Below are 21,435 nucleotides of genomic sequence, written 5' to 3' on the forward strand. Positions count from 1 at the left end.
AACTCACGGGCTAAAGCCCTAGGCCTACTACTTGGTTACGTCCACTCTCTTTCGCCAAGTACAATTGCTGGTCCGCTGTTTCGATCAGTGTTTGCCAAGTCAAATCACTTTTGGGTAGCACGCTCGCGACACCCGCACTAATCGTCACTTCTTGGAAGCTCGACTCGAGATGTTCAAGATGCAAAGCTTGTACTGCATTCACTATTTTCTGTGCCGTATGAATGGCACCGGCAAGCTTGGTTTCTGGCAGAATACAAATAAACTCCTCCCCGCCATAACGTGCAACAAAGTCAGTCGCGCGCTGCAGAGAATCGCTTACGGCTTTTGCAACCTGTCGCAAACATTGGTCGCCTTCCTGATGACCATAACGATCATTAAAACGTTTAAAAAAATCCACATCTAGCATCACCACAGATAAGGCTAACTCGTTGCGGCAGCAATGTTTCCATATTTCAGGAAGTCGCTGCTCAAACTGACGTCGATTGGCGACGCCCGTTAAACTGTCAAGCAGCGCGATAGAGTGCAACAGATCGGATTGTCGCTTGAGGGTAAACTGATTTTTTACCCGCGCAGTGGTGATAATTGGATTGATAGGTTTATGGATAAAATCGACTGCACCCAGCTGAAAACCTTTAACTTCTTGCACCTCATCAAAATGAGCCGTAACAAAAATAACCCCAATAGTCGCGGTTTCAGGATCGGCTTTAAGATGTTGGCAAACGTCAAAACCCGACATACCAGGCATTTCAATGTCTAACAGCACTAAATCTGGCTGTACCTTCTGGCATATGGCTATCGCCTGCTCACCATTGGTCGCCATGAACAACTCATACTCTTCATTGAAGAGTTGATGCAGTATTTTGATATTGAGCGGCTGATCATCAACGATAAGGATCTTACCTTTCTCACTTTGGGGCCGAGCAATTAATTCTGCAAGATGCATTACGCCTCCTCCAACATGATAATCCGTAGCGTATCTAATGCCTGATTAAAATCGAGCGCTTGCACTTGCCCATGCAATATGGACCATTGTGGATGGCCTGACAGCAATTCAGCTAACTGGTCAGTTAAGGCCATAGCTTCTAAATTGTTCTCTTTTAATAGGGTCATTAGGGTATTAAGGTCCGTCTTAACACTTTGCACCGATACCGAAGAATACACGGCTTTTTCTACATTATCGCTAATAACTGCATTAAATTCTTCCACCCCAAAGTAGGTTGAAAGCTGCTGACTACTCTGATTAATGAGTTCCTCTAACGTATCCGTCCAGCGCTTAATATCAATCAGTTCAGGGCATTCTTGCTTAAACTGTTTCTCTAAGTAAGCCGCATGCGCAGCTAAACGCCGAGCACCAAAATTACTGGCAATGCCTTTAATACCATGGCTAATCGCCGCCGCCGTTGAGTGATCAAATATCTTAGTCGACTGCTTAAAGAGCGCGAGTTGCTTCATCATTTCAGGCGCAAAACTTTTGGCCATTTTTTGGAAGAAAGACTGATTACCCCCAAAACGACGCAGGATCAGGCGAATATCATCGAGTAATTGCTCATCACTCTGCTCCTGCGTCGCTTCAGGCCAGTGCCCTTCAAATTCAGCAGAGGTCATATCCTCACGGCCAACTAAGCGCAAAATACTCGGTAGTAATAATGGCATATCGATGGGTTTGCCAACATGGTCATTCATACCCGCATTGAGACACTCTTGCCTATCGGACTGTGAAGCATTAGCTGTCATCGCAAGTATCGGTAATGCTGCAAAACGTCCATCAGCGCGGATACGTCGAGTCGCCTCCAATCCATCCATATCGGGCATTTGCATGTCCATGATGACAATATCGAATAAGTCACCACTCTCGAGCACCAAGGAAACACCTTCCATACCGCCTTCTGCCAATACGACATTCGCGCCCTCATAACTCAATAGCTCATCGATAACTTGTCGATTGAGTTGATTATCTTCCACCACTAATATGGTTAGCCCTGCTAAAAATCGCTGTGAACGCGGCTGAGGGTGCGCCTCCATTGTCTTACCTTCGATGGCATTCAACACAGCTTCTGCCAAGATCTGCGATGTCACAGGTTTAGTGAGGAAATTAACGAAAGGGACACTTCTAATCTGCTGACTCTCGGCAATCACTTCATGACCGTAAGCCGTTAACATCACCACCAGCGGAGTCTGGTTATCCGCGTCTGAGTTACGCAGCATTTCGGCGGTTTGCAGCCCATCAAGGTCTGGCATACGCCAATCCATCAACACCACATCAAACGGTGTCGATTTTTCATGGGATTGTTTAACCTTCGCTAGAGCCGAATATCCGCCTAAGGCAGTTTCAACCTCACACCCAAATCCGGTCAAAATTTTCTCTAAAATCTCTACCGTCAATTCATTATCATCAACCACTAACACACGGTATCCGCTAAGGTCTGTGTGCCGAGTTTCTTCGACTTGTATGATAGGAAACGTCACATCAAACCAAAAACGGCTTCCAACACCCACCTTGCTGGTCACATGTAACTCACTGCCCATAAGGCCGATCAGCCTTTTGCTTATTGCTAGCCCGAGCCCTGTGCCCCCAAAACGGCGTGATGTTGAGGATTCTGCCTGTTCAAATCCGGTAAAAATCCGCTCAATCTGCTCGTCACTGATACCAATACCCGTATCGGTAATTGAAATTTGTACTGTGACTGTATCAGCCTCATGTCGTAAACATTCAATGCCGACAATCACTTGACCGTGGTGAGTGAATTTAAGGGCATTACCTGCGAGGTTAACGAGGATCTGTTGCAATCTAAGTTGATCTGCTAACAGCCAAGGAGGCAAAGCCGTGTCTAGATCAAACATCACCTCGACATCTTTATCACCATGGTTACCCGACAGTACAACGGCAAGATCCCGCATCAGCAATTCAATCGAACAGGGATGAAGATCGAGTACTAACTTGCCAGCATCAATTTTAGAAAAGTCGAGAATGTCGTTCAGTAGTCCTAATAAGGACTTAGCGGCCGTTTGAGTTTTATTAACATAATCTTGTTGCTGCCTAGACAAAGAGGTGTATTGAATTAATTGCAGCATGCCTAATACAGCATTCATTGGGGTGCGAATTTCATGGCTCATATTGGCTAAAAATGCAGACTTAGCCGCACTCGCCGCATCGGCCTCCTGCTTAGCTTCTCGCAAGCTTTCTTCCAATTGTTGCTGTTCAGTGATATCTAAATTAATCCCAATCACTCTAATCGCATGACCCTGTTTATCGCGCTCAACTTGGGCGGCCGCCTGAACGTAGCGAATCGAGCCATCTGTCCTTACCACCCTAAAAATAGGGTCATATTGCGCCGTTCCTTCCACAGCGCCTTTCAATTTAGCATCAGCAAAAGCAATATCGTCAGGATGAACCCGCATCGACCAGTGCTCATAGGTTAATCCTTGTTCACGAAGACTTTCAGGCTGATCGTAAATCGCAAACATACGTTCATTCCATTCAAGCGAATTACCGAGCAGATTCCAAGTCCAGATACCTAATTGAGCCACTTCGGCAGCCTTACTTAAATGGTTACTGGCCGTCATCAGTGCTTGCTGCTGCAGTAACATCAGTGAAATATCGACGCCAATGCCTAAATAACCAATAATCTCGCCAACACTGTCACGCATCGCAGTGACAGAAAGTGACACTTGAAACTGGCTACCGTCTTTACGCACATAGGTCCAATTGCGGGTTTCCGAACCTTCGGCTCTTGCCTTATAGATGAAAACATCAAAGCCTTGAATGTCTTTACCATATTCAGCGGATAACTCTGCAGATCTTATCAACACCTCCTCGAGCAAATGCAGAGGCGCAGGGGTAGATTGACCTATCATTTCCTCGGCTGAATAACCGAGTAAGCGCTCTGCTCCACGGTTAAAAATGGTGATATTCCCTTGCACATCAGTGGCTATAATGGACATTTCAGAGGCGGCATCGAGCACGTTAGTCAGTAATGACCCTAAGTTATTTTTCTCAATCTGTGTCAACTTACGGTCGGTAATATCAATCCTTAATGCCACAAAACGTTCAATTTTACCGTATTCATCAAATACTGGACCAATCACAGTATCGAACCATTTCAACGTTTGATGCTTATCAAGGTTGCAGATTTCACCGTGCCAAGACTGTCCCGCGTTTATCTGTTGCCACATCGATTGCCAGAAAGATGCATCATGTTCACCCGACTTGAGTATTGCATGGGTTTTCCCCACCAGTTGCTCACGCGGATAGCCACTAATACGGCAAAAGTTATCATTCACCTCTAAGATGACGCCATTGGGGTCAGTAACGGAATAGAGTAGCTGTTGATTAATAGTGTCGAGCAAGGTTTGGTTTTCGAGTAACGCCTGCTGCAGCGCATGGGTACGCTTGGTGACTTGCCGTTCGAGACTCGCATTCAAGCTTAAAATATGTCGTTCAGCTTCCAGCTGCGCCGTAATATCGCGGATCGTTTGGCTCATGCCAGCAATCTTGCCGTGCTCGTCGTAAATAGGTACGGCTGTAGTCGAGGTTGATAAATGGCTACCATCCTGCCGTTGGTGGCTAGTTATCCGATTTAAAGAGGTTTTCCCCGCTAACACTTCGGAGAATAATGCTCTTTCTTCCTGCACTATGCTGGCAGGAACAATCAATTTACAACACGACTGGCCAAGAGCGTGCGCCTCGGTATAGCCAAATAACTGCTCGGCACCTTGGTTCCAACTGGTAATTTGGCCTTTAGTGTCATAACTGATAATGCCATCGAGAGAATGCTCCAACATGCTAGCGCGCCTTGCCTGTTCAAGCAGCACCTGCTGCTTACGCTGCAAACTGATGGACCACATGGCAATTAATGCGGCTAAAAGCAGGCTAAACAAACTGCCACTCAACAGCACTAAACTGGGTTGATTAAGATGCAATGACTTAATAAATGATGGATAAGCGATGACTTCTATCTGCCATTGACGACCAAAAATGTCTTTCGTCATTTTATGGCGATATGCAGATAGTGGAGACGCCTCATCAGGGTGTGTTTCAAAAAAACTGATGGGACGCTCAGCTTGGGTGATATCGCTAAGCAACAGCTTAGTCATCTTCTGATTCAACGCTAACCCCATTAGAACTTCGTTCGTCACTAAGGGGGCATAACTCCAACCATACCCGGCTGAAAGTCTTTCCTGTTGTGTTTTAGGTACTAAACCCGTGCGATAAATAGGCTGCAGAATTAAGAATGATTGTAGCGGCCTACCCGTAGCCTGCACTAATGTGATGGGTGCAGATAAGCGCACTTCACCGGATAACATAGCCGCATCGGCAGCGGCTTTACGATGTGCCTCTGAGGCAATATCTAAGCCAACGGCAGCTTTATTGCGGTCTACAGGCTCAATATATTCAATAACGTATCTTTCACCATCATTTTGATTAAGTTGGCGAATATTAAAGTCAGGCCAATCATCTTGACGAACTCTTGCTATAAATGCCGCTTCATCGGCACTGGGTACTCGACGAATAAAGCCAAATCCACGGGCGCCGGGAAACTCTTGGTCCACATCCCGCGTTAAACTATAGCGATGGAAGCTAGCACGACTAATATTATGTTCACCCGCAGTGACTATCGTTCCGCGTGCCCCGCGTAAACCATATTGATATATGTTAATACGGTTAATTACGTTCTCACTGATTTGCTCCGCGTCTTCACGTAATGCTTGCTCAATCGTTTGGGCGTTCATGCGCCCCGTCAACCCTGTTAATAACGCGCTTAGCACCAATCCAATCAACAGGACTAATAAACCCCATTTCGAAGCATTCTTATAACTCATGGACAAGTGCATAAGCGCCTAATAATTTATAATCAGAGAGTTATGATTTTGGACTAATAAAAATCCTTTTGCCACTCAGCGAATATCAACAAACGATAAATGCGCCAAAAGTTGCTGATGCCCATTTAGTTACAATTTCACCCTTGGCGTGAATAAACGCGAGTATTCCCATGCAATTTCATTTGCTTAGTATTAACATTGGGCAATAAATGTCAGCATTTATCGCATTCAAGCCACTAAGGTGAGCTAGTCGCCTAGGTTGAATGCGGCTATATTAGGCAGATTCGTTTTCAATTTCAGCCAGTTGGTTAATCTTAACTGTTTCTCGTCAGTAGAATAAGCACCAATCTGAGCAATTAAAGGACATCCCATGGGACAAGAAACCTCGAAAATCCTCGTCGTCGATGATGATATGCGCCTGCGAGCGTTACTCGAGCGTTACCTGATGGAGCAAGGTTATCAGGTGCGCAGCGCGGCCAATGCCGAGCAGATGGACCGCCTATTAGAACGCGAAAACTTCCATTTACTCGTGCTCGACTTGATGTTGCCCGGTGAAGATGGCCTGTCTATCTGTCGCCGTTTGCGCCAGCAAGGTAATCCTATTCCGATCGTGATGCTGACGGCCAAGGGCGATGAAGTCGACCGTATTATTGGCCTAGAGTTAGGCGCCGACGATTATCTGCCAAAACCTTTTAATCCACGGGAATTGCTCGCACGGATCAAAGCCGTGATGCGTCGCCAAACCCAAGATGTGCCCGGTGCGCCCGCTCAGCAGGAAGCACAGATCAGCTTCGGTGAGTTTTCGCTGGATTTAGCCACCCGTGAGATGTACCACGGCGACGAATCGATTGCGCTCACTAGCGGTGAGTTTGCCGTGCTTAAAGTGCTCGTCACCCATCCACGCGAGCCCTTGTCTCGGGATAAGTTGATGAACCTCGCCCGTGGCCGCGATTATTCTGCGCTAGAACGCTCCATCGACGTACAAGTGTCACGTCTGCGGCGTTTAATCGAAAAAGATCCCGCTAATCCACGCTACATTCAAACGGTGTGGGGATTAGGTTATGTGTTTGTGCCCGATGGCGCCGCGCGTCGATGAGCCGCGCTGCCATCTTAATCTGCTGCGGTTATTGAGCCCCCGATGAAAGCTAAGTTTTGGTGGCGGTTTGTGCCTCGCAGCGCGTTTAGCCAAACCGTGATGCTGATTGGTTGTCTATTACTGATCAATCAGCTGGTGTCTTACGTCACGGTTGCCGTCTATGTGCTTAAGCCAAGCTACCAGCAAATCAATCAGTTAATCGCTCGCCAAGTCAAATTACTGTTTGTCGATGGCATAGATATTGGCCGTGAGCACTTAACCATAGTCGATGCCCTCAATGCCAAAGTCCACGACGATGGCATGAAGATTTACAATCAGCAGCAGGCGCGCGAAGCCGGTATTGAGCAAGCGACTTACTATGGTTTCTGGTCGGCGCAGATGTCGGAATATCTCGGCGGCGACGCCGAAGTGCGCGTCACCCACGGCAGCGTATTGCAAATTTGGATCCGTCCACCACAGGCGCCCTCGATTTGGATAAAAGTGCCGCTTATCGGCCAGAATGTTTCAGACCTTTCGCCGCTCACCCTCTATTTAATGGTCATAGGCGCCCTCAGCGTCGCTGGGGGGTGGTGGTTTGCCCGCCAACAAAACCGTCCACTTAGGCGACTACAAAAAGCCGCGATTGCCGTTTCCCGCGGTGAATTCCCCGATCCCTTGCCGCTTAATGGTTCGAGTGAAATTGTCGAAGTGACCAACGCCTTCAACCAGATGGCACACAGCATGAAACAGCTGGAACAGGACAGAGCGCTATTGATGGCGGGGATTTCCCACGACTTGCGCACGCCGCTCACCCGTATTCGTCTCGCATCTGAGATGATGGTTGAGGAAGATCAATATCTTAAAGATGGCATAGTCAACGATATCGAAGATATGGACGCCATCATCAGCCAGTTTATTGCGTATATTCGCCAAGATCAGGAAACCAGCCATGAGCTAGGGCAAATCAATAAACTCATTCAAGATGTCGCTCAAGCAGAAGCCAATCGCGCCGGTGAAATTGAAGTAGTATTAACTGACTGCCCCGAAGCCCAATTCCAAGCGATTGCCATCAAGCGGGTACTGAGCAACTTAGTCGAAAATGCCTTTCGCTATGGTTCTGGCTGGATCCGCATTAGCTCGCAGTTCGATGGCAAACGTATCGGTTTTAGTGTTGAAGATAATGGTCCAGGAATAGACGAGTCACAAATCACCAAACTATTTCAACCCTTTACCCAAGGTGATATCGCCCGAGGCAGTGTCGGCTCAGGCCTAGGTCTCGCCATCATCAAACGGATTATCGATAGACACCAAGGGCAAGTCACCCTCTCCAACCGCGCCGAAGGCGGTTTAAGAGCCCAAGTGTGGCTGCCGCTGGAATAGCGCGAGATCACATATCGGCAAATCAAATGACAACGCTGACATTCATGTGGGCGCTTGTCATATTAATGTCACGCTAAATTCATAAACTCAGAACAGTTAAATGGCTCTGACAATTATGAAGATTGCAAAATGAAAATTTCAACGCTGTCGCTCTCTGCTTCTGCCCTGTTGTTATTGCTCGCGGGATTATTAGCGGCCGTAGTGCTGTGGAGTAGTGATCAGCGACAAAATATAGAACAACAAACACTCACACTGCAAAGCATACAAGAAGACTTCCTCGTCGGCGTACGCCGCGATCTCGACGGCTATCTCGCCAGCGGCAACTCTAGCCAACTTGAACAAGCTAAAACTAAACTCAGCGCCATTAAGAACCAGCTCACAGAGCTTAATCTCGCCACCATGGGCGCTACCGATAATGACTTGCAAGCAAGTCTCAGCAGCTTCATTCAAGATTTAGATACCAAGTACCGCGCAGCGGGTAAACTCGCTGGCAACCCGCGACAACTGCTGGCCCACGCCGAATCTGAAATGCTCGACTATAACCGTCGTTTGGGCAGTTATGCCGATAAAGGCTTAGCCACAAATGCGGTGGTCGCCGAACAATATCTGCAATTGAGCCGCGATTTACCTTCCATCGTCTATCAACTTTCCCAGCTGACCGATGGCTATCTGATCGGCAAAAATCAGCAACTCAAGGGCATTTTAGACAGCACCAGCAAAGAGCTCAATACGTGGCACGACGCCCTCAGCGCACTGCCGTTAATCGGTGTATATGAGCAGCAAGAAGCCGATGAGTTTGCCCTCGGTGCCAGCGAACCAGAACAGATTGAAATCGGTGAAAGTGACCGCAGTGAACTGCTGAGTCTCGCCAATCGATACAACAAAGAAGTCGCCAATACCCACCAATTGCTGCAAGCCAACCAAGAGATGCAAGATCAACTCATTCAAGCAATTAGCAATGTGGAACAACAGCTTATTGGCTTAGGTGAGGCTCAGGCAGCGAAAAATCAACAGCTGAAATATGAGCTACAACTGATCCTCTACACTATGGTTTCCATCATGGCCTTGTTTGCTATTGGTTATTTGATCCTGCAGCAAAATCGCGTCGTCAAACCATTAAAACGTCTCAACCAAGCCTTTATGAAATTAAGCGAATCGAACAGCCGCGAGCGTTTAGACATTAATCGTCGCTGCGAGACGGGCCAAATCGCAGGTCATTTCAACCAGTTGCTGCAAAGGTTTGAACAGGAAGACGAAGCACAGCGCCAGCAAATCACTAAGGTTTCTCAATCATTAAGCCAACTGGTTGCGCGCATTACTCAGCTATCGCAGCACACAGAGCACACTCAGACGATTGTGGCCGATACGCAAACACAGACCGAACATATCCGCAGCCTCGCCAATGAGGTGAGCCACACTTCGGCACTCGTGGAAGACAGCGCCGCCGAAACCATGCGCCAAATGCAGTCGAGCCAAACTGAAGCCGAGGCCGTACTCAGCGCAACTGAGCAGACGCAAACCGCCGTTGGCCTTTGCCATGCTTCCCTTGAAAGCCTGAATAACTCAGTGACGGATGTGTCGAAAATCATTGATGTAATTGGCAATATCGCCGAACAAACTAACTTACTCGCCCTCAATGCCGCCATTGAAGCTGCGCGGGCGGGAGAGCAAGGTCGCGGCTTTGCCGTGGTTGCCGATGAAGTGCGAAATTTAAGTCAGCGCACCCAAGTGTCCTTAAACGAAATCGTGAAGATTCTGCAGCAACTGACCCAATCGAATCATGCCCTCAGTGAGAGTGTCGATGGCATAGCTCAGGCCACCAGCAGTCAAAAACTGCGCGCTCAAAGCCTATGGCAAGTGGCGCAAACGGTGCAAAACCAAGCGAGCGACATGGCCAATACCGCTAAACAAGGCTCGCTCAATGCCAAGGAGCAAGTCGATTATCTCGATCAATTTGTGCGCACTATGGATAGCTTAAAAGAGCAGGCACAAACCAGTTCACAACAGAGTGAAGTCATCGCCCAAGAAGTGCAGCAGAGCGTCGAGGATATTGAGACCAGTTTAGGCATTGCCGATGCTGGTAACTTACCGCCACAGTCGCGGGCCGCTTAACCCACTAAAATACCAATAAAAATAGGAGCCTAAGCTCCCATTTATTTTGATGTCCGATTACGTTCGGACCTTAATAATTACAGTGCAGCTAAAACCACTTCGGCTTTACTGGCTTCAAAAGCCTTTGGCTCTTCAACATTCAGCAGAGTCACTACGCCGTTATCTATGATCATGGCGTAACGTTGTGAACGCACGCCACCAAAACCAGCAGTGTCCATTTCTAAGCCTAACGCTTTAGTAAAACTGGCATCGCCATCGGCTAGCATCATCAATTCAGAGGCATTTTGCGCTTCGCCCCACGCTTTCATCACGAAGGCATCGTTCACAGCAACACAGGCAATCAAATCCACGCCTTTCGCTTTAAATTGATCGGCTAATACGACATAGCCAGGTAAATGCGCTTCAGAACAGGTCGGAGTAAACGCACCGGGTACAGCAAACAATACCACTTTTTTACCAGCGAACAGTTCAGTAACTTGGTGATTCACCATGCCATCTTTCGTTAGTTGGCCTAATGTAGCTGCTGGTAATGTTTGACCTTGAGCAATCATATTTATCTCCATTTAGTTAAATTAACCTGACCATACTAGCCCTATTTACCTGAGATAAACACAGAGAGAAAAAAGGGTGATTAGCCGCGAGTACGATTCATCCGCAGCCCAGCACACAAACCGAGGAACAACAGACCCAATACCGATAAGCTACCGCCACTTTCTTCGACGACTATGACATCAGGTTCTCTGTCTCGATCGCTACTTTCCAGTGGCAGTGCATACAAACCATCGGTTTCATCGGCACTAATGGTCGCGACAATGTAGCTGTAACCCACTTCGTACACATCGATTAGCACATCGTAGTGGTCCGTCGCATAACCTGTGTAGAGCGTGGTCAGCACTTCATAATCGTCCTGTGTTGAATCGCCATAAATAGTAAACACGTCCGTGGTGTAGTAATGCACCCAAGGGCCGCCATCACGACTGAGATAAAGCTCGGCAAATAAGTCAGCTCTTTCATTAAGATACGCGCCGTTAACATCGACGTCGAAGGTCACGCTAAAGGTTTGATAAAACCCATCGTAGTCAAAGTCTTCGAACAAACGACTGCTGGCATCAAAAATCGAAAAGCTGTGATACACAGGGGCGCGGTAGGGATCTTCACTGGTCGCGCTCGAACTCGGCATGCCTTGGCTCGCATGTTTCGCAGTCACTTGCTCACGCGTCATCGGCGATGCGCCCATTAGTTGCACGCGGTTTGCCGTCGGCGCTTTAGAGGATAACGCGGGCGCCAAGGATTTAACGGCTGCAGCAGCGGCTTCAGTGACATTTTTTGCGGGCGCAGCTTGTTGTAACAGGGCTAAAGCTTGCTGTTCCTGCTCGGCTGCTTGCTCGCTGTTTTCAGCTTTTTTGGCAATGCCGACACTGGCCGCAGTAAATGGCGTTAAGCTTTGCGATGACTCCAGTTCGCGGGGCTGAGCGTTAACAGCAGAAGATGCTAAAAACAGCGCGGCAATTGCCGTCGCTTTAACGAAATGGGTGTTAACCTGACTGTTAACTGTGGTTGCCATACCTTGTTTATTGAGTGTGTTCATCTTGAATACCCCATGGATAACCCGTTCAAATTGGAGCCATTAAAGTGCAATGAAGGTGAACATAAGCTGAACATCAACATTTAGTGTTCTTAGCGCGACAATACGTTCAGCCTTAGTTCATCTGGATTAGCCGACACTAGGGCATATTGAATGCGAGCATAGGAATAGACTCGCTGACAGAGCTTCAGTTCTGTCACGAATAACAAAATGACTACCAAAGTTAATTTTGATGGAATTGTGCCAACCAATTGGCTGATCTCTATGTGTTTGTTAAGGTGATGAGGTATTCTTAGTCGACTCGATAAGTTATCCATCTCACTCATTAACTTAAGATCGCCGAACATTGCGGGTACCAGATATGAAACTTGGTTTGACATTGGCCCTAATCGCTTGCTTATTGGCCTCCTTTGGCAGCATGGCAGGCAATGATAGACAGAATGATCGCAACCAAGGTGCGAAGAATGAGCAGCGCCGTCTGGCGGTCAATAGCCCAGATCAAGCTGTGGCTATGGTGCAACGCCAATATCAAGGCAAGGTACTGAGCGTGCAATCCAGCGGCTCAGGATATCGGGTTAAGCTCCTCAATAATGACGGCCAAGTGTTTTCTGTCTCAGTGGATGCCGCTACTGGCCGAGTGTCGAGGAATTAACTATGCGATTGTTATTGGTTGAAGATGATTTAGAACTGCAGGCTAACTTAAAACAACATCTGCTCGATGCCCATTACAGTATCGATGTGGCGAGCGATGGTGAAGAAGGCTTATTTCAAGCACTCGAATACAACTATGATGCGGCGATAATCGATGTCGGTTTGCCTAAGCTCGATGGTATCGCCCTGATCCGCAGCGTACGCGAACAGGAACGCGACTTCCCAATCCTGATTTTAACCGCGAGGGACAGTTGGCAAGATAAGGTGGAAGGACTCGACGCCGGTGCCGACGACTACCTGACGAAACCTTTTCATCCCCAAGAACTGGTCGCGCGGCTAAAAGCCTTGATCCGTCGCTCTGCCGGCAAGGCCAGCCCTTTGATTTATAACGGTCCCTTTAGCCTAAATACCAGCAGCTTAGAAGTGCGTAAAGGTGAAGAGTTGGTTAACCTCAGCGGCTCAGAATACAAGTTATTCGAATTTTTTATGCTGCATCAAGGCGAAGTGAAATCCAAAACTGTATTGACGGAGCACATCTACGATCAGGATTTTGATTTAGATTCTAACGTCATAGAAGTCTTTATCCGCAGGTTACGCAAAAAACTCGATCCTGATAATCAATACAACCTGATTGAAACCCTGCGCGGCCAAGGTTATCGCCTAAAAGCGTTAACGCCCGAGCCAACTGCCGATGAGTAAACGTGCCATTGTGTGGCAAGTATTGAACTCCCTTAAAGCGCGCTTAGTGATTAGCGCGCTATTGTTTATCTTAGTGTTATTGCCTTTGATCGGCGTCGCCTTAAACGATGCCTTTACCGAGCAAGTTAAAAGCGCGACCAAAAATGAACTCAGCGCCTATGTCTATTCGATACTCGCGGTGACTGAAGTCGAGAATAAACAAATATCTATCCCAGAATTAGTACTCGAAAATCGTTTTAACCTCATTCAATCTGGGCTGTATGCCATTGCGACCACTGAAGATGCCAGCGGCAAACAAACGATCGTGTGGCACTCGCAATCTTTTATGGGCATGGTGCCACCACCGCATTTTACCATCCCAGCAACGGGTCAAAGTGCCTTTGAGCAAATCGAGATCGCCGAACAACCCCATTTGATTTATAGCTTTAGCGTCAGTTTCGCCAGTCAAAATCAAAACGTGCCTGTGACGATTCACATCATTAAGGACGAGCGCGAATTTCAGCAGCAAATCGATCAATTTAACCAGCAGCTTTGGACTTGGCTGCTGATCCTCATGTTCGTCATGCTCGTGTTCCAACTGAGCTGGCTAGTGTGGACGCTGCAACCATTGGCGCGCTTTACCCAAGAATTACATTCCGTCGAGCAAGGTAAGTCTATGCAGCTAAGTAGTCAGTACCCCACTGAACTACAAGCGGTTGCGCGGCAGCTCAATATTTTGCTCAATACCGAACAAACCCAGCGCAAACGCTATCGTAATGCCTTGGCCGATCTTGCCCACAGCCTCAAAACACCGCTGGCGGTGATCAAGAGTCAGGCCGACTTAAGCGAAGCCTCCAGCGAGCAAGTGTCGGTGATCAGCCGCATTATTGGCCACCAGTTGAAACGCGCCCAAACGGCAGCGGCAGCCTCGTGGCATTTAGGGATTCGCGTCGATGACGTCGCCGCTAAGTTATTACGCACCTTAGCTAAAATTTATCGTGAGCCGCAAATCAACCTCAGCGGCGAGATGGCTGACGAAGCAGTATTCAAAGGTGATGAAGCGGATCTCACGGAAATTCTCGGTAACGTGCTCGACAACGCCTGCAAAGCGGCAAAGTCCACGGTTAAATTAACCGTGACCGGCGATGCCTATCAATTGCTGATCTGCATCGAAGATGATGGACCTGGGATCAGTGAAGCACTGCAAAATCAAATCTTTGAACGCGGTATTCGCGCTGATTCCTATCATCAAGGTAATGGTATTGGGCTTGCGATCGTGCGCGATTTAGTCGACAGCTATAACGGCAGAATTTCAGTCTCACGTTCAGAAACCTTGGGCGGCGCCAAGTTCAGCATCAGCTTTGTACACTCAATTTAATGATTTAGTTTCAATACCATAGATTTAAATTCCCACCTAAATTGCGGTTAAAAATAACTTTTTAACCGCAAAATGCTTTCAGCTTATGTTCATATTCAAACGCCTATGATGCCCATAACATCCTCGAACAGGATTATTGGAGCAAACCATGAACAGACTACATCGATGGAATTGGCTAGTGTTAACGGCGGCATTAGTGACCTTGCCTTTCACTACCACAGCACAAGCTGCGGGCGTATCTGTGAGCCAAGGCTCGAGCGCTGCGGCAAGCCAAGCCGAACTCGAACAAATGCTGGCGCCTATTGCCCTGTATCCCGATAGCTTATTGACCCACATACTTATTGCCTCAACTTATCCACTCGAAATAGTGCAGGCACAACGTTGGTTAACCCAGCGCCCCAAATCATCAGTCGATCAACTGATGACGCAAGCCGAAGACCAAGATTGGGACCCGAGCGTCAAAGCTTTGCTGGCCTTTCCGACGCTGCTGCAAAAAATGAGTGAAGATCTCGACTGGACTCAAAGACTCGGTGAAGCCTTCTTAGAAGATGAAGGCCAAGTGATGAACAGCATTCAATCCCTAAGGCAACAGGCTGATAAAGCGAATAGCTTAGCGGACATGGATAACATGGCGATCACCCGCGCCAACAATCAGATCATCATAGAACCCGCTAAGCGAGAAATCGTCTACGTGCCCTATTATGATCCGCGCGTGGTTTATGGCACATGGCGCTGGGGTGTGGCTTATCCACCCGTGTATTGGGAATTTGGCGGCTATGCTGGCTATCCCTATCGTCCGAGTCATAACCATTTCTACTGGTCACCTGGCATCCATATTTCCTTTAACTACTTCTTCAGTTCATTCCACTGGCACAACCATAAAGTGGTCGTGATCGACTATCGCCATTCACATCGTTATCGCCCACGTGAAAGATACACGGTCAGTTATGGTGCCCAGCCTTGGAAACATAAACCCGAACATAGACGTGGCGTGAGTTACCACAACCCCGTCGTGAAGCAACGCTATTACAACGAAGACAAGTATCGCGGTAGAGATTCACACTCTAGCGGCAGCAAGCAGCACTTCAATAGCCAATACTCGAAGTCAAAAGAACGCCAAGATACCCATAGCAATCAAGGTAATATGAGTAATCAGGGTCATAAGAGTCGTGACAATAAGGACTATCACAACACCAGTCGTGAACGTGATAACCGCTTACCGAGTTATCAAAAAACGCAGGCCGAGTCAAAGGAACGTCGATCCGCGACTATGGTACAAACGCCGACTCACCAGGATCGTAATGACGCGCAATCGAGACCCGTGCAGTCAAAGCCAATGCCATCGAAGGAGTCTCAGCAAAGGCAATATCAAACTCGGGAGTCACAGCCGCGTAATGTCGATCAACAAAGGACGCAGCCACAAAGACAAGAAAATCCAAGGACTGCGACCCCAAGAGTTGAAACGCCACGACCTGAGACAAGACGCGCAGAACCGCAACGTATTGAACAACCAAGACAAGCAGCGCCAAGACAACGCGAAGACGTGAGAGTGAGACAAAGTGAGCCACGCCAAAATGCGCAAACCGCTCGCTCGGTAGAACATAACCAAGGTCGCTCAACTCAAAGCCAAGAACGTCGTCATAGGGAATAACAAGATATATACTCAAGACTAATGCCCAGAAGACTCACCATCTTACTGGGCCTTTTTATGGATGATTTATCTGCAACATCACCTCACAAAACAACCTCCTCCCAGAGTTAAGATCCTAAATACATCTCATATTCCAAAATGAACTACATATAACAATTTTAATAACCAAATTTGTAGTTATAGTCAGAGTGCGGGTCACATTGGCTTCACCCTGTCGTCATTTGGCTCCCTTATAAACTCACATCTTGGAGGATGGAATATGGCAACCTTATTGATTGTGCCAGGGTTTGGTGGCAGCGGCCCCTTGCATTGGCAAAGTTGGATTGCACAGAAATATGAATCAGCGATATGGGTCAATGACTTACCGCTATTGGAGCCTAAGATCCATATCTGGGCTAATGCCATTAACCGCGCGATCGATCAAATAGAAGGGGAAATCCTTATCCTCGCTCACAGTTTTGGTTGTTTAGCGACGAGTCTTGCCATCGCACACCATCCACAGCGCATAGCCGCTGCAATTCTCGTTGCGCCCGCATCGCCAGCACGATTTTCAGAGAATGGGCATATTCTGCCTGAACACGATGGGGCGAAAACCATCAAGCACTTACTGCCAAAACATCCCTTAGGCGTTGCAGGGCTAGTCATTGCCAGTGAAAACGATCCTTGGATGCCCTTCAATCAAGCGGCAAAACTGGCAAAGGTATTTGGACTGCCCACAATCAACCTAGGGCTAAGTGGTCATATTAATGTGGACTCAGGTCATGGACAGTGGCCTCTCATCGATGTGCTTATTGGTAACTTTCTTCATCAGCTAGACGCTAAAGAGCAACCCGTTGCAAATGCCTGTTCGAGCAATGAAATACCGCGCCCAGATATATTCCATAAAAGAATATAAAATCTCAAAATATAACTTTTTAGTTATCAATGTTTCGCTATAATCATTGTTAAGTTGTCAAACCCAGCTCAGTAAGGACACCCATAATGGCAACCAGAGAAGAACAGCAAACCGTGATACCCATACTGGTGAGTAGTATCGAAAAACTCCTTGGCAGGATTGAGTTTGGGACTGTGGAATTAACCTTTCACCATGGAAAATTAGTGCAATTAGAAAAGAAAGAAAAAATTCGTTTAGACCAAGCTTCACAGCCTAAATAAAAGTTAAGTAATCAGATCAATTTGAAAAAAGTTAAACCACATCGCTGACCGGTCCACCGGAAGCCTTATTAAATAATATGAGGATTTCGGTATGAACATGTTATCTCACCTACAAAAAATCACGCTTGCCCTAGCATTAGCCTCAGCCAGTTTTTTCGCGCTCGCTGAAAACACGCTATTAAATGTCTCCTATGATCCGACCCGAGAGTTCTATCGGGAATATAACCAACTCTTCAGCCAATATTGGCAAAAACAAGGCCATAAAGCCCCAACCATACGTCAATCACACGGCGGTTCAGGCTCGCAAGCACGCTCTGTTATTGATGGACTTGAAGCCGATGTTGTCACACTGGCACTGGCCTATGATGTTGACGCATTAAGGCAAAAAGCGGATTTAATCCCTGAGAATTGGCAAAATCGTTTACCGCACAATAGCTCGCCTTATACGTCGACCATAGTGCTACTAGTTCGTAAGGAAAACCCTAAAAATATCCATGATTGGAATGACTTAACCCGTGAAGGAGTTGAAGTCATTACGCCAAACCCTAAAACCTCAGGTGGAGCACGCTGGAACTATCTGGCTGCGTGGGGTTATGCCTTTAAAAAATTTGGTTCAGAGGCAAAGGCTGATGAATTTGTTGAACAAATCTACCGCAATGTTCCGGTATTAGATTCAGGTGCCCGCGGTGCAACCAATACCTTTGTGCAACGTAAAATTGGTGATGTCTTTATCGCTTGGGAAAATGAAGCCTTCCTTGCAGTTGAGCAACTGGGCAAAGGAGAGTTTGAGATTATTGTCCCAAGCGTCAGTATTCTTGCCGAACCGCCCGTAGCGATTGTCGATAAAAACGTTGATCGCAAAGGAACCCGCTCCCTAGCTGAAGCTTACTTGCAGTATTTATACACGGATGAAGCTCAACATCTGGCAGCAAAACACTTCTATCGCCCAGCCAACAAAAAGATTGGTGAACAGTACCAAAATAAGTTTCCACAACTGACGCTTTTTACCGTCGATGACGTCTTTGGAGGTTGGAATAATGCCCAGAAAACTCATTTCAGTGATGGCGGAAAATTCGATCATATCCTGACCAAACTTAGCAAGTAGTGTTATCGATCTCTACATCGACTAACTCGCTAATGAATAACACTAATTTCGCTACGGAATAAAGATATGAGTAAGGTTGCAATGAAATCGGTGATCCCAGGATTTGGTATTACCTTAGGCTTCTCGGTTTTATATTTAAGCCTATTATTTTTAATCCCTGTAGCAGGATTAGTCTTGTTTACGCTGCAAATGAGTTGGGCTGACTTTTGGGCAGCCATTAGTCACCCTCAGGTTGTTGCCTCCTACAAACTGTCATTTGCGGCGTCTTTTATTGGCGCCAGCATTAATGCCATTTTTGGCACACTCGTGGCTTGGGTGTTAGTGCGTTATCAATTTTTTGGTAAAAATGTCGTCGATGCTTTAGTCGATCTGCCTTTTGCCTTACCGACGGCTGTCGCAGGTATCGCGCTCGTAACGCTTTATTCGACTACCGGGTGGGTAGGTCAATATTTACATTTATGGGGCATTAAAGTCGCCTACAGTCAGATTGGTGTTGTGATCGCCTTAACTTACATTGGATTGCCCTTTGTCGTCCGAACAGTGCAACCGGTTTTGGCTGACTTTTCAAAGGAACTCGAAGAAGCCTCAGCGTCCCTCGGTGCTAATCGATTAACCACCATAAGAAGAGTGATCCTACCTGCGGTATTACCTGCATTATTAACGGGTTACGCCTTAGCCTTTGCGCGTGCTGTGGGCGAATATGGTTCCGTCATTTTTATCTCGGGCAATTTGCCCTATCGCACCGAAATTACTCCGCTACTGATAGTGTCCAAAGCTGAGCAATATGACTATAACGGCGCTGCGGCTATCGGCGTGGTCATGCTCGCAGCTGCTTTCCTCTTATTGTTATTAATTAATAGCCTACAGTGGTGGGCGAGTAAAAGAGGTTAAGTCTATGGGCCAAATATCGACTGTAAATTATCAAGCTACCACTGAGGCGCCTTGGATAAAGTGGAGTTTAATCGGGATCGCATTAAGCTTTCTCGCACTGTTTCTGGTTTTGCCATTAGCGGTTGTGCTCTACGGCGCCTTCGAAGCGGGTCTCAAGGTCTGGTGGCAAGCAGTGACCGATCCCGATGCGCTCGCTTCCATTCGCCTCACCTTGTTAGTGTTAATTATTGTTGTGCCCACCAATGCTATTTTTGGTGTCGCCATCGCTTGGGCCATTGCTAAATTTGAGTTTAGAGGCAAAACCATACTGATCTCGATAATCGATATGCCCTTCGCCATTTCACCCGTCGTGGTCGGGCTGATTTTTGTGATCCTCTTCGGTGCCCAAGGCTGGTTTGGGCCTTGGCTTGCCGCCCATGATTTAAAAGTGATTTTTGCCGTTCCGGGCATAGTCATTGTCATCATGTTCGGCACTTTACCCTTTATTGCCCGTGAACTTATCCCACTGATGCAGCAACAGGGCAAAGATGAAGAAGAGGCCTCACTTACCCTAGGCGCCAGTGGTTTAAAGACTTTTTGGTACGTCACACTGCCGAACATTAAGTGGGGATTACTCTACGGCGTGATCCTCTGTAATGCCCGCGCTATGGGCGAGTTTGGGGCAGTAGCTGTAGTCTCAGGGCGCATTCGCGGTGAGACCAATACTATGCCGCTACACATAGAAGTGCTTTATAACGAATACATGTTTACGGCCGCGTTTGCCGTGTCATCCCTGCTCACAGGTTTAGCACTGGTCACTATCGTGCTGAAAAGCCTTGTGGAGTGGAAAGATGAGCGCAAACATCAAATTAACTAAACGCAACGTCCTTGGGAACAGAGCATTATGAGCATACACATTCAACAAGTTAATAAGCGTTTTAGTGATTTTGTTGCCGTGGACTCGGTCAATTTAGAGATTAAAACCGGAGAGCTGACGGCCCTTTTAGGTCCATCCGGCTCAGGCAAAACAACTTTACTCAGGATTATTGCCGGACTCGAACAGGCCGACAGTGGCATAGTCAGATTTAATGGCGAAGACATCACCACTCAGCATGTGAGTGAACGCGGTGTCGGTTTTGTATTCCAACATTACGCCCTATTTAAACATATGACAGTATTTGAGAATGTCGCCTATGGACTCACAGTCAGACCACGAAAGACACGCCCAAGTAGGGCAGACATTGCCGATAAGGTGCATTCATTACTCAAACTTGTTCAATTAGATTGGACCGCCAATCGCTACCCATCGCAACTCTCTGGCGGACAAAGACAACGTATCGCTCTCGCCCGCGCACTTGCGGTCGAACCTAAGGTATTGCTGTTAGACGAACCCTTTGGCGCACTCGATGCTAAAGTGCGCGCCGAACTACGCCGCTGGCTCAGACGCTTACACGATGAGATTAATGTCACTACAGTATTTGTGACCCATGATCAGGAAGAAGCACTCGAAGTCGCAGACAAAATTGTAGTAATGAATCAAGGTCGTATCGAGCAGCAAGGTACGCCAGAAGAAGTCTATGACAATCCCAGCAATCCTTTCGTGTATGAGTTTCTTGGCAATGTGAACCTATTTCATGCAAGGGTAAAACAAGGGCATAGCACTATAGGCAATATCCACATTACCTCACCAGAACACACTATTGACGAAGAACAACAAGGCTTAGCCTATGTGCGCCCACACGAAATCGAAGTACTGACACAACCAACTGAAAATGCCCTTAAAGTCACCTTAGACTTAGTGACTATAGTTGGCCCCGCCGTGAGATTAGAAGTCCTAACTGAGCTAGATAATCAACTTATCCACGTTGAATTATCCAAGGTCCAATTTAAACAGCTTGGCATAAACAAAGGGGATAGCGCTTGGATCCAACCGCGCTATAGCAAGGTCTTTTTAGGGGAAGGTATTTAGCCATTC

General features: G+C 47.3%; 17 protein-coding genes. 13 read left to right on the top strand and 4 right to left on the bottom strand.

What is annotated here, in order from left to right; translation table 11 throughout:
- Positions 1-10 precede the first annotated feature (10 nt).
- Together BM607_RS16100 and BM607_RS16105 are read right to left on the bottom strand one after the other, a co-directional pair.
- Positions 11-943, bottom strand: a complete 933-nt coding sequence (locus BM607_RS16100; RefSeq protein WP_071940312.1) for a diguanylate cyclase — start codon at positions 941-943, stop codon at positions 11-13.
- Entirely contained in the window at positions 943-5,832 is a 4,890-nt protein-coding gene (locus BM607_RS16105; RefSeq protein ID WP_071940311.1) for a PAS domain S-box protein, read from the bottom strand. Before BM607_RS16105 ends, BM607_RS16100 begins: the two co-directional genes overlap by 1 nt.
- Before the next feature lie 358 nt (positions 5,833-6,190).
- Here BM607_RS16105 and ompR point away from each other — a divergent pair, with 358 nt between their 5' ends.
- The 3 genes from ompR to BM607_RS16120 all read left to right on the top strand — a co-directional run bounded on the left by ompR (position 6,191) and on the right by BM607_RS16120 (position 10,387).
- Positions 6,191-6,916, top strand: a complete 726-nt coding sequence (gene ompR, locus BM607_RS16110; protein ID WP_006079507.1) for a two-component system response regulator OmpR — start codon at positions 6,191-6,193, stop codon at positions 6,914-6,916.
- Between the two features lie 42 nt (positions 6,917-6,958).
- Positions 6,959-8,275, top strand: a complete 1,317-nt coding sequence (gene envZ, locus BM607_RS16115) for a two-component system sensor histidine kinase EnvZ (protein ID WP_071940310.1) — start codon at positions 6,959-6,961, stop codon at positions 8,273-8,275.
- A 129-nt stretch (positions 8,276-8,404) separates the two neighbouring features.
- Entirely contained in the window at positions 8,405-10,387 is a 1,983-nt protein-coding gene (locus BM607_RS16120; RefSeq protein ID WP_071940309.1) for a methyl-accepting chemotaxis protein, read from the top strand.
- 77 nt (positions 10,388-10,464) lie between these two features.
- On the opposite strand, the gene BM607_RS16125 is transcribed toward BM607_RS16120, so the two are convergent.
- Positions 10,465-10,938, bottom strand: a complete 474-nt coding sequence (locus BM607_RS16125) for a peroxiredoxin (protein WP_006079504.1) — start codon at positions 10,936-10,938, stop codon at positions 10,465-10,467.
- Positions 10,939-11,018: 80 nt separating this feature from the next.
- Positions 11,019-11,975, bottom strand: coding sequence for a choice-of-anchor H family protein (locus BM607_RS16130; protein ID WP_071940308.1), 957 nt, complete (start codon positions 11,973-11,975; stop codon positions 11,019-11,021).
- 358 nt (positions 11,976-12,333) lie between these two features.
- Here BM607_RS16130 and BM607_RS16140 point away from each other — a divergent pair, with 358 nt between their 5' ends.
- From BM607_RS16140 to BM607_RS16185, 10 genes are all read left to right on the top strand, one after another.
- A complete protein-coding gene (locus BM607_RS16140; RefSeq protein WP_012588852.1) occupies positions 12,334-12,624 on the top strand; it encodes a PepSY domain-containing protein in 291 nt (96 codons plus the stop codon).
- Positions 12,625-12,626: 2 nt separating this feature from the next.
- Complete coding sequence (locus BM607_RS16145) at positions 12,627-13,322, top strand: response regulator transcription factor (RefSeq protein WP_006079500.1); 696 nt, start codon at positions 12,627-12,629, stop codon at positions 13,320-13,322.
- A complete protein-coding gene (locus BM607_RS16150) occupies positions 13,315-14,679 on the top strand; it encodes an ATP-binding protein (RefSeq protein ID WP_071940307.1) in 1,365 nt (454 codons plus the stop codon). Before BM607_RS16145 ends, BM607_RS16150 begins: the two co-directional genes overlap by 8 nt.
- Positions 14,680-14,827: 148 nt before the next feature.
- Positions 14,828-16,330, top strand: coding sequence for a DUF3300 domain-containing protein (locus tag BM607_RS16155; protein WP_071940306.1), 1,503 nt, complete (start codon positions 14,828-14,830; stop codon positions 16,328-16,330).
- 259 nt (positions 16,331-16,589) lie between these two features.
- Positions 16,590-17,225: an alpha/beta hydrolase gene (locus BM607_RS16160; RefSeq protein WP_071940305.1), complete on the top strand. Its 636-nt coding sequence runs from the start codon at positions 16,590-16,592 to the stop codon at positions 17,223-17,225.
- 86 nt (positions 17,226-17,311) lie between these two features.
- Complete coding sequence (locus BM607_RS16165) at positions 17,312-17,485, top strand: YezD family protein (RefSeq protein ID WP_071940304.1); 174 nt, start codon at positions 17,312-17,314, stop codon at positions 17,483-17,485.
- A gap of 91 nt (positions 17,486-17,576) precedes the next feature.
- Positions 17,577-18,590, top strand: coding sequence for a sulfate ABC transporter substrate-binding protein (locus BM607_RS16170; RefSeq protein ID WP_071940303.1), 1,014 nt, complete (start codon positions 17,577-17,579; stop codon positions 18,588-18,590).
- Positions 18,591-18,656: 66 nt separating this feature from the next.
- Positions 18,657-19,481, top strand: coding sequence for a sulfate ABC transporter permease subunit CysT (gene cysT / locus BM607_RS16175; RefSeq protein ID WP_071940302.1), 825 nt, complete (start codon positions 18,657-18,659; stop codon positions 19,479-19,481).
- A 4-nt stretch (positions 19,482-19,485) separates the two neighbouring features.
- Complete coding sequence (gene cysW, locus BM607_RS16180) at positions 19,486-20,337, top strand: sulfate ABC transporter permease subunit CysW (protein WP_071940301.1); 852 nt, start codon at positions 19,486-19,488, stop codon at positions 20,335-20,337.
- Between the two features lie 27 nt (positions 20,338-20,364).
- Complete coding sequence (locus tag BM607_RS16185; RefSeq protein ID WP_071940300.1) at positions 20,365-21,429, top strand: sulfate ABC transporter ATP-binding protein; 1,065 nt, start codon at positions 20,365-20,367, stop codon at positions 21,427-21,429.
- The last annotated feature ends 6 nt before the right edge of the window (positions 21,430-21,435 follow it).

The sequence above is a fragment of the Shewanella sp. SACH genome (genome assembly GCF_001887095.2).
Classification (GTDB): Bacteria; Pseudomonadota; Gammaproteobacteria; order Enterobacterales; family Shewanellaceae; genus Shewanella; species Shewanella baltica.

Coding starts and splice junctions, on each gene's coding strand:
- BM607_RS16185 (WP_071940300.1), top strand. CDS start 20,365: ATGAGCATACACATTCAACAAGTTAATAAGCGTTTTAGTGATTTTGTT.
- BM607_RS16140 (WP_012588852.1), top strand. CDS start 12,334: ATGAAACTTGGTTTGACATTGGCCCTAATCGCTTGCTTATTGGCCTCC.
- cysW (WP_071940301.1), top strand. CDS start 19,486: ATGGGCCAAATATCGACTGTAAATTATCAAGCTACCACTGAGGCGCCT.
- BM607_RS16100 (WP_071940312.1), bottom strand. CDS start 943: ATGCATCTTGCAGAATTAATTGCTCGGCCCCAAAGTGAGAAAGGTAAG.
- BM607_RS16155 (WP_071940306.1), top strand. CDS start 14,828: ATGAACAGACTACATCGATGGAATTGGCTAGTGTTAACGGCGGCATTA.
- BM607_RS16125 (WP_006079504.1), bottom strand. CDS start 10,938: ATGATTGCTCAAGGTCAAACATTACCAGCAGCTACATTAGGCCAACTA.
- BM607_RS16145 (WP_006079500.1), top strand. CDS start 12,627: ATGCGATTGTTATTGGTTGAAGATGATTTAGAACTGCAGGCTAACTTA.
- BM607_RS16120 (WP_071940309.1), top strand. CDS start 8,405: ATGAAAATTTCAACGCTGTCGCTCTCTGCTTCTGCCCTGTTGTTATTG.
- envZ (WP_071940310.1), top strand. CDS start 6,959: ATGAAAGCTAAGTTTTGGTGGCGGTTTGTGCCTCGCAGCGCGTTTAGC.
- BM607_RS16150 (WP_071940307.1), top strand. CDS start 13,315: ATGAGTAAACGTGCCATTGTGTGGCAAGTATTGAACTCCCTTAAAGCG.
- BM607_RS16105 (WP_071940311.1), bottom strand. CDS start 5,832: ATGCACTTGTCCATGAGTTATAAGAATGCTTCGAAATGGGGTTTATTA.
- BM607_RS16130 (WP_071940308.1), bottom strand. CDS start 11,975: ATGAACACACTCAATAAACAAGGTATGGCAACCACAGTTAACAGTCAG.
- BM607_RS16170 (WP_071940303.1), top strand. CDS start 17,577: ATGAACATGTTATCTCACCTACAAAAAATCACGCTTGCCCTAGCATTA.
- cysT (WP_071940302.1), top strand. CDS start 18,657: ATGAGTAAGGTTGCAATGAAATCGGTGATCCCAGGATTTGGTATTACC.
- BM607_RS16165 (WP_071940304.1), top strand. CDS start 17,312: ATGGCAACCAGAGAAGAACAGCAAACCGTGATACCCATACTGGTGAGT.
- ompR (WP_006079507.1), top strand. CDS start 6,191: ATGGGACAAGAAACCTCGAAAATCCTCGTCGTCGATGATGATATGCGC.
- BM607_RS16160 (WP_071940305.1), top strand. CDS start 16,590: ATGGCAACCTTATTGATTGTGCCAGGGTTTGGTGGCAGCGGCCCCTTG.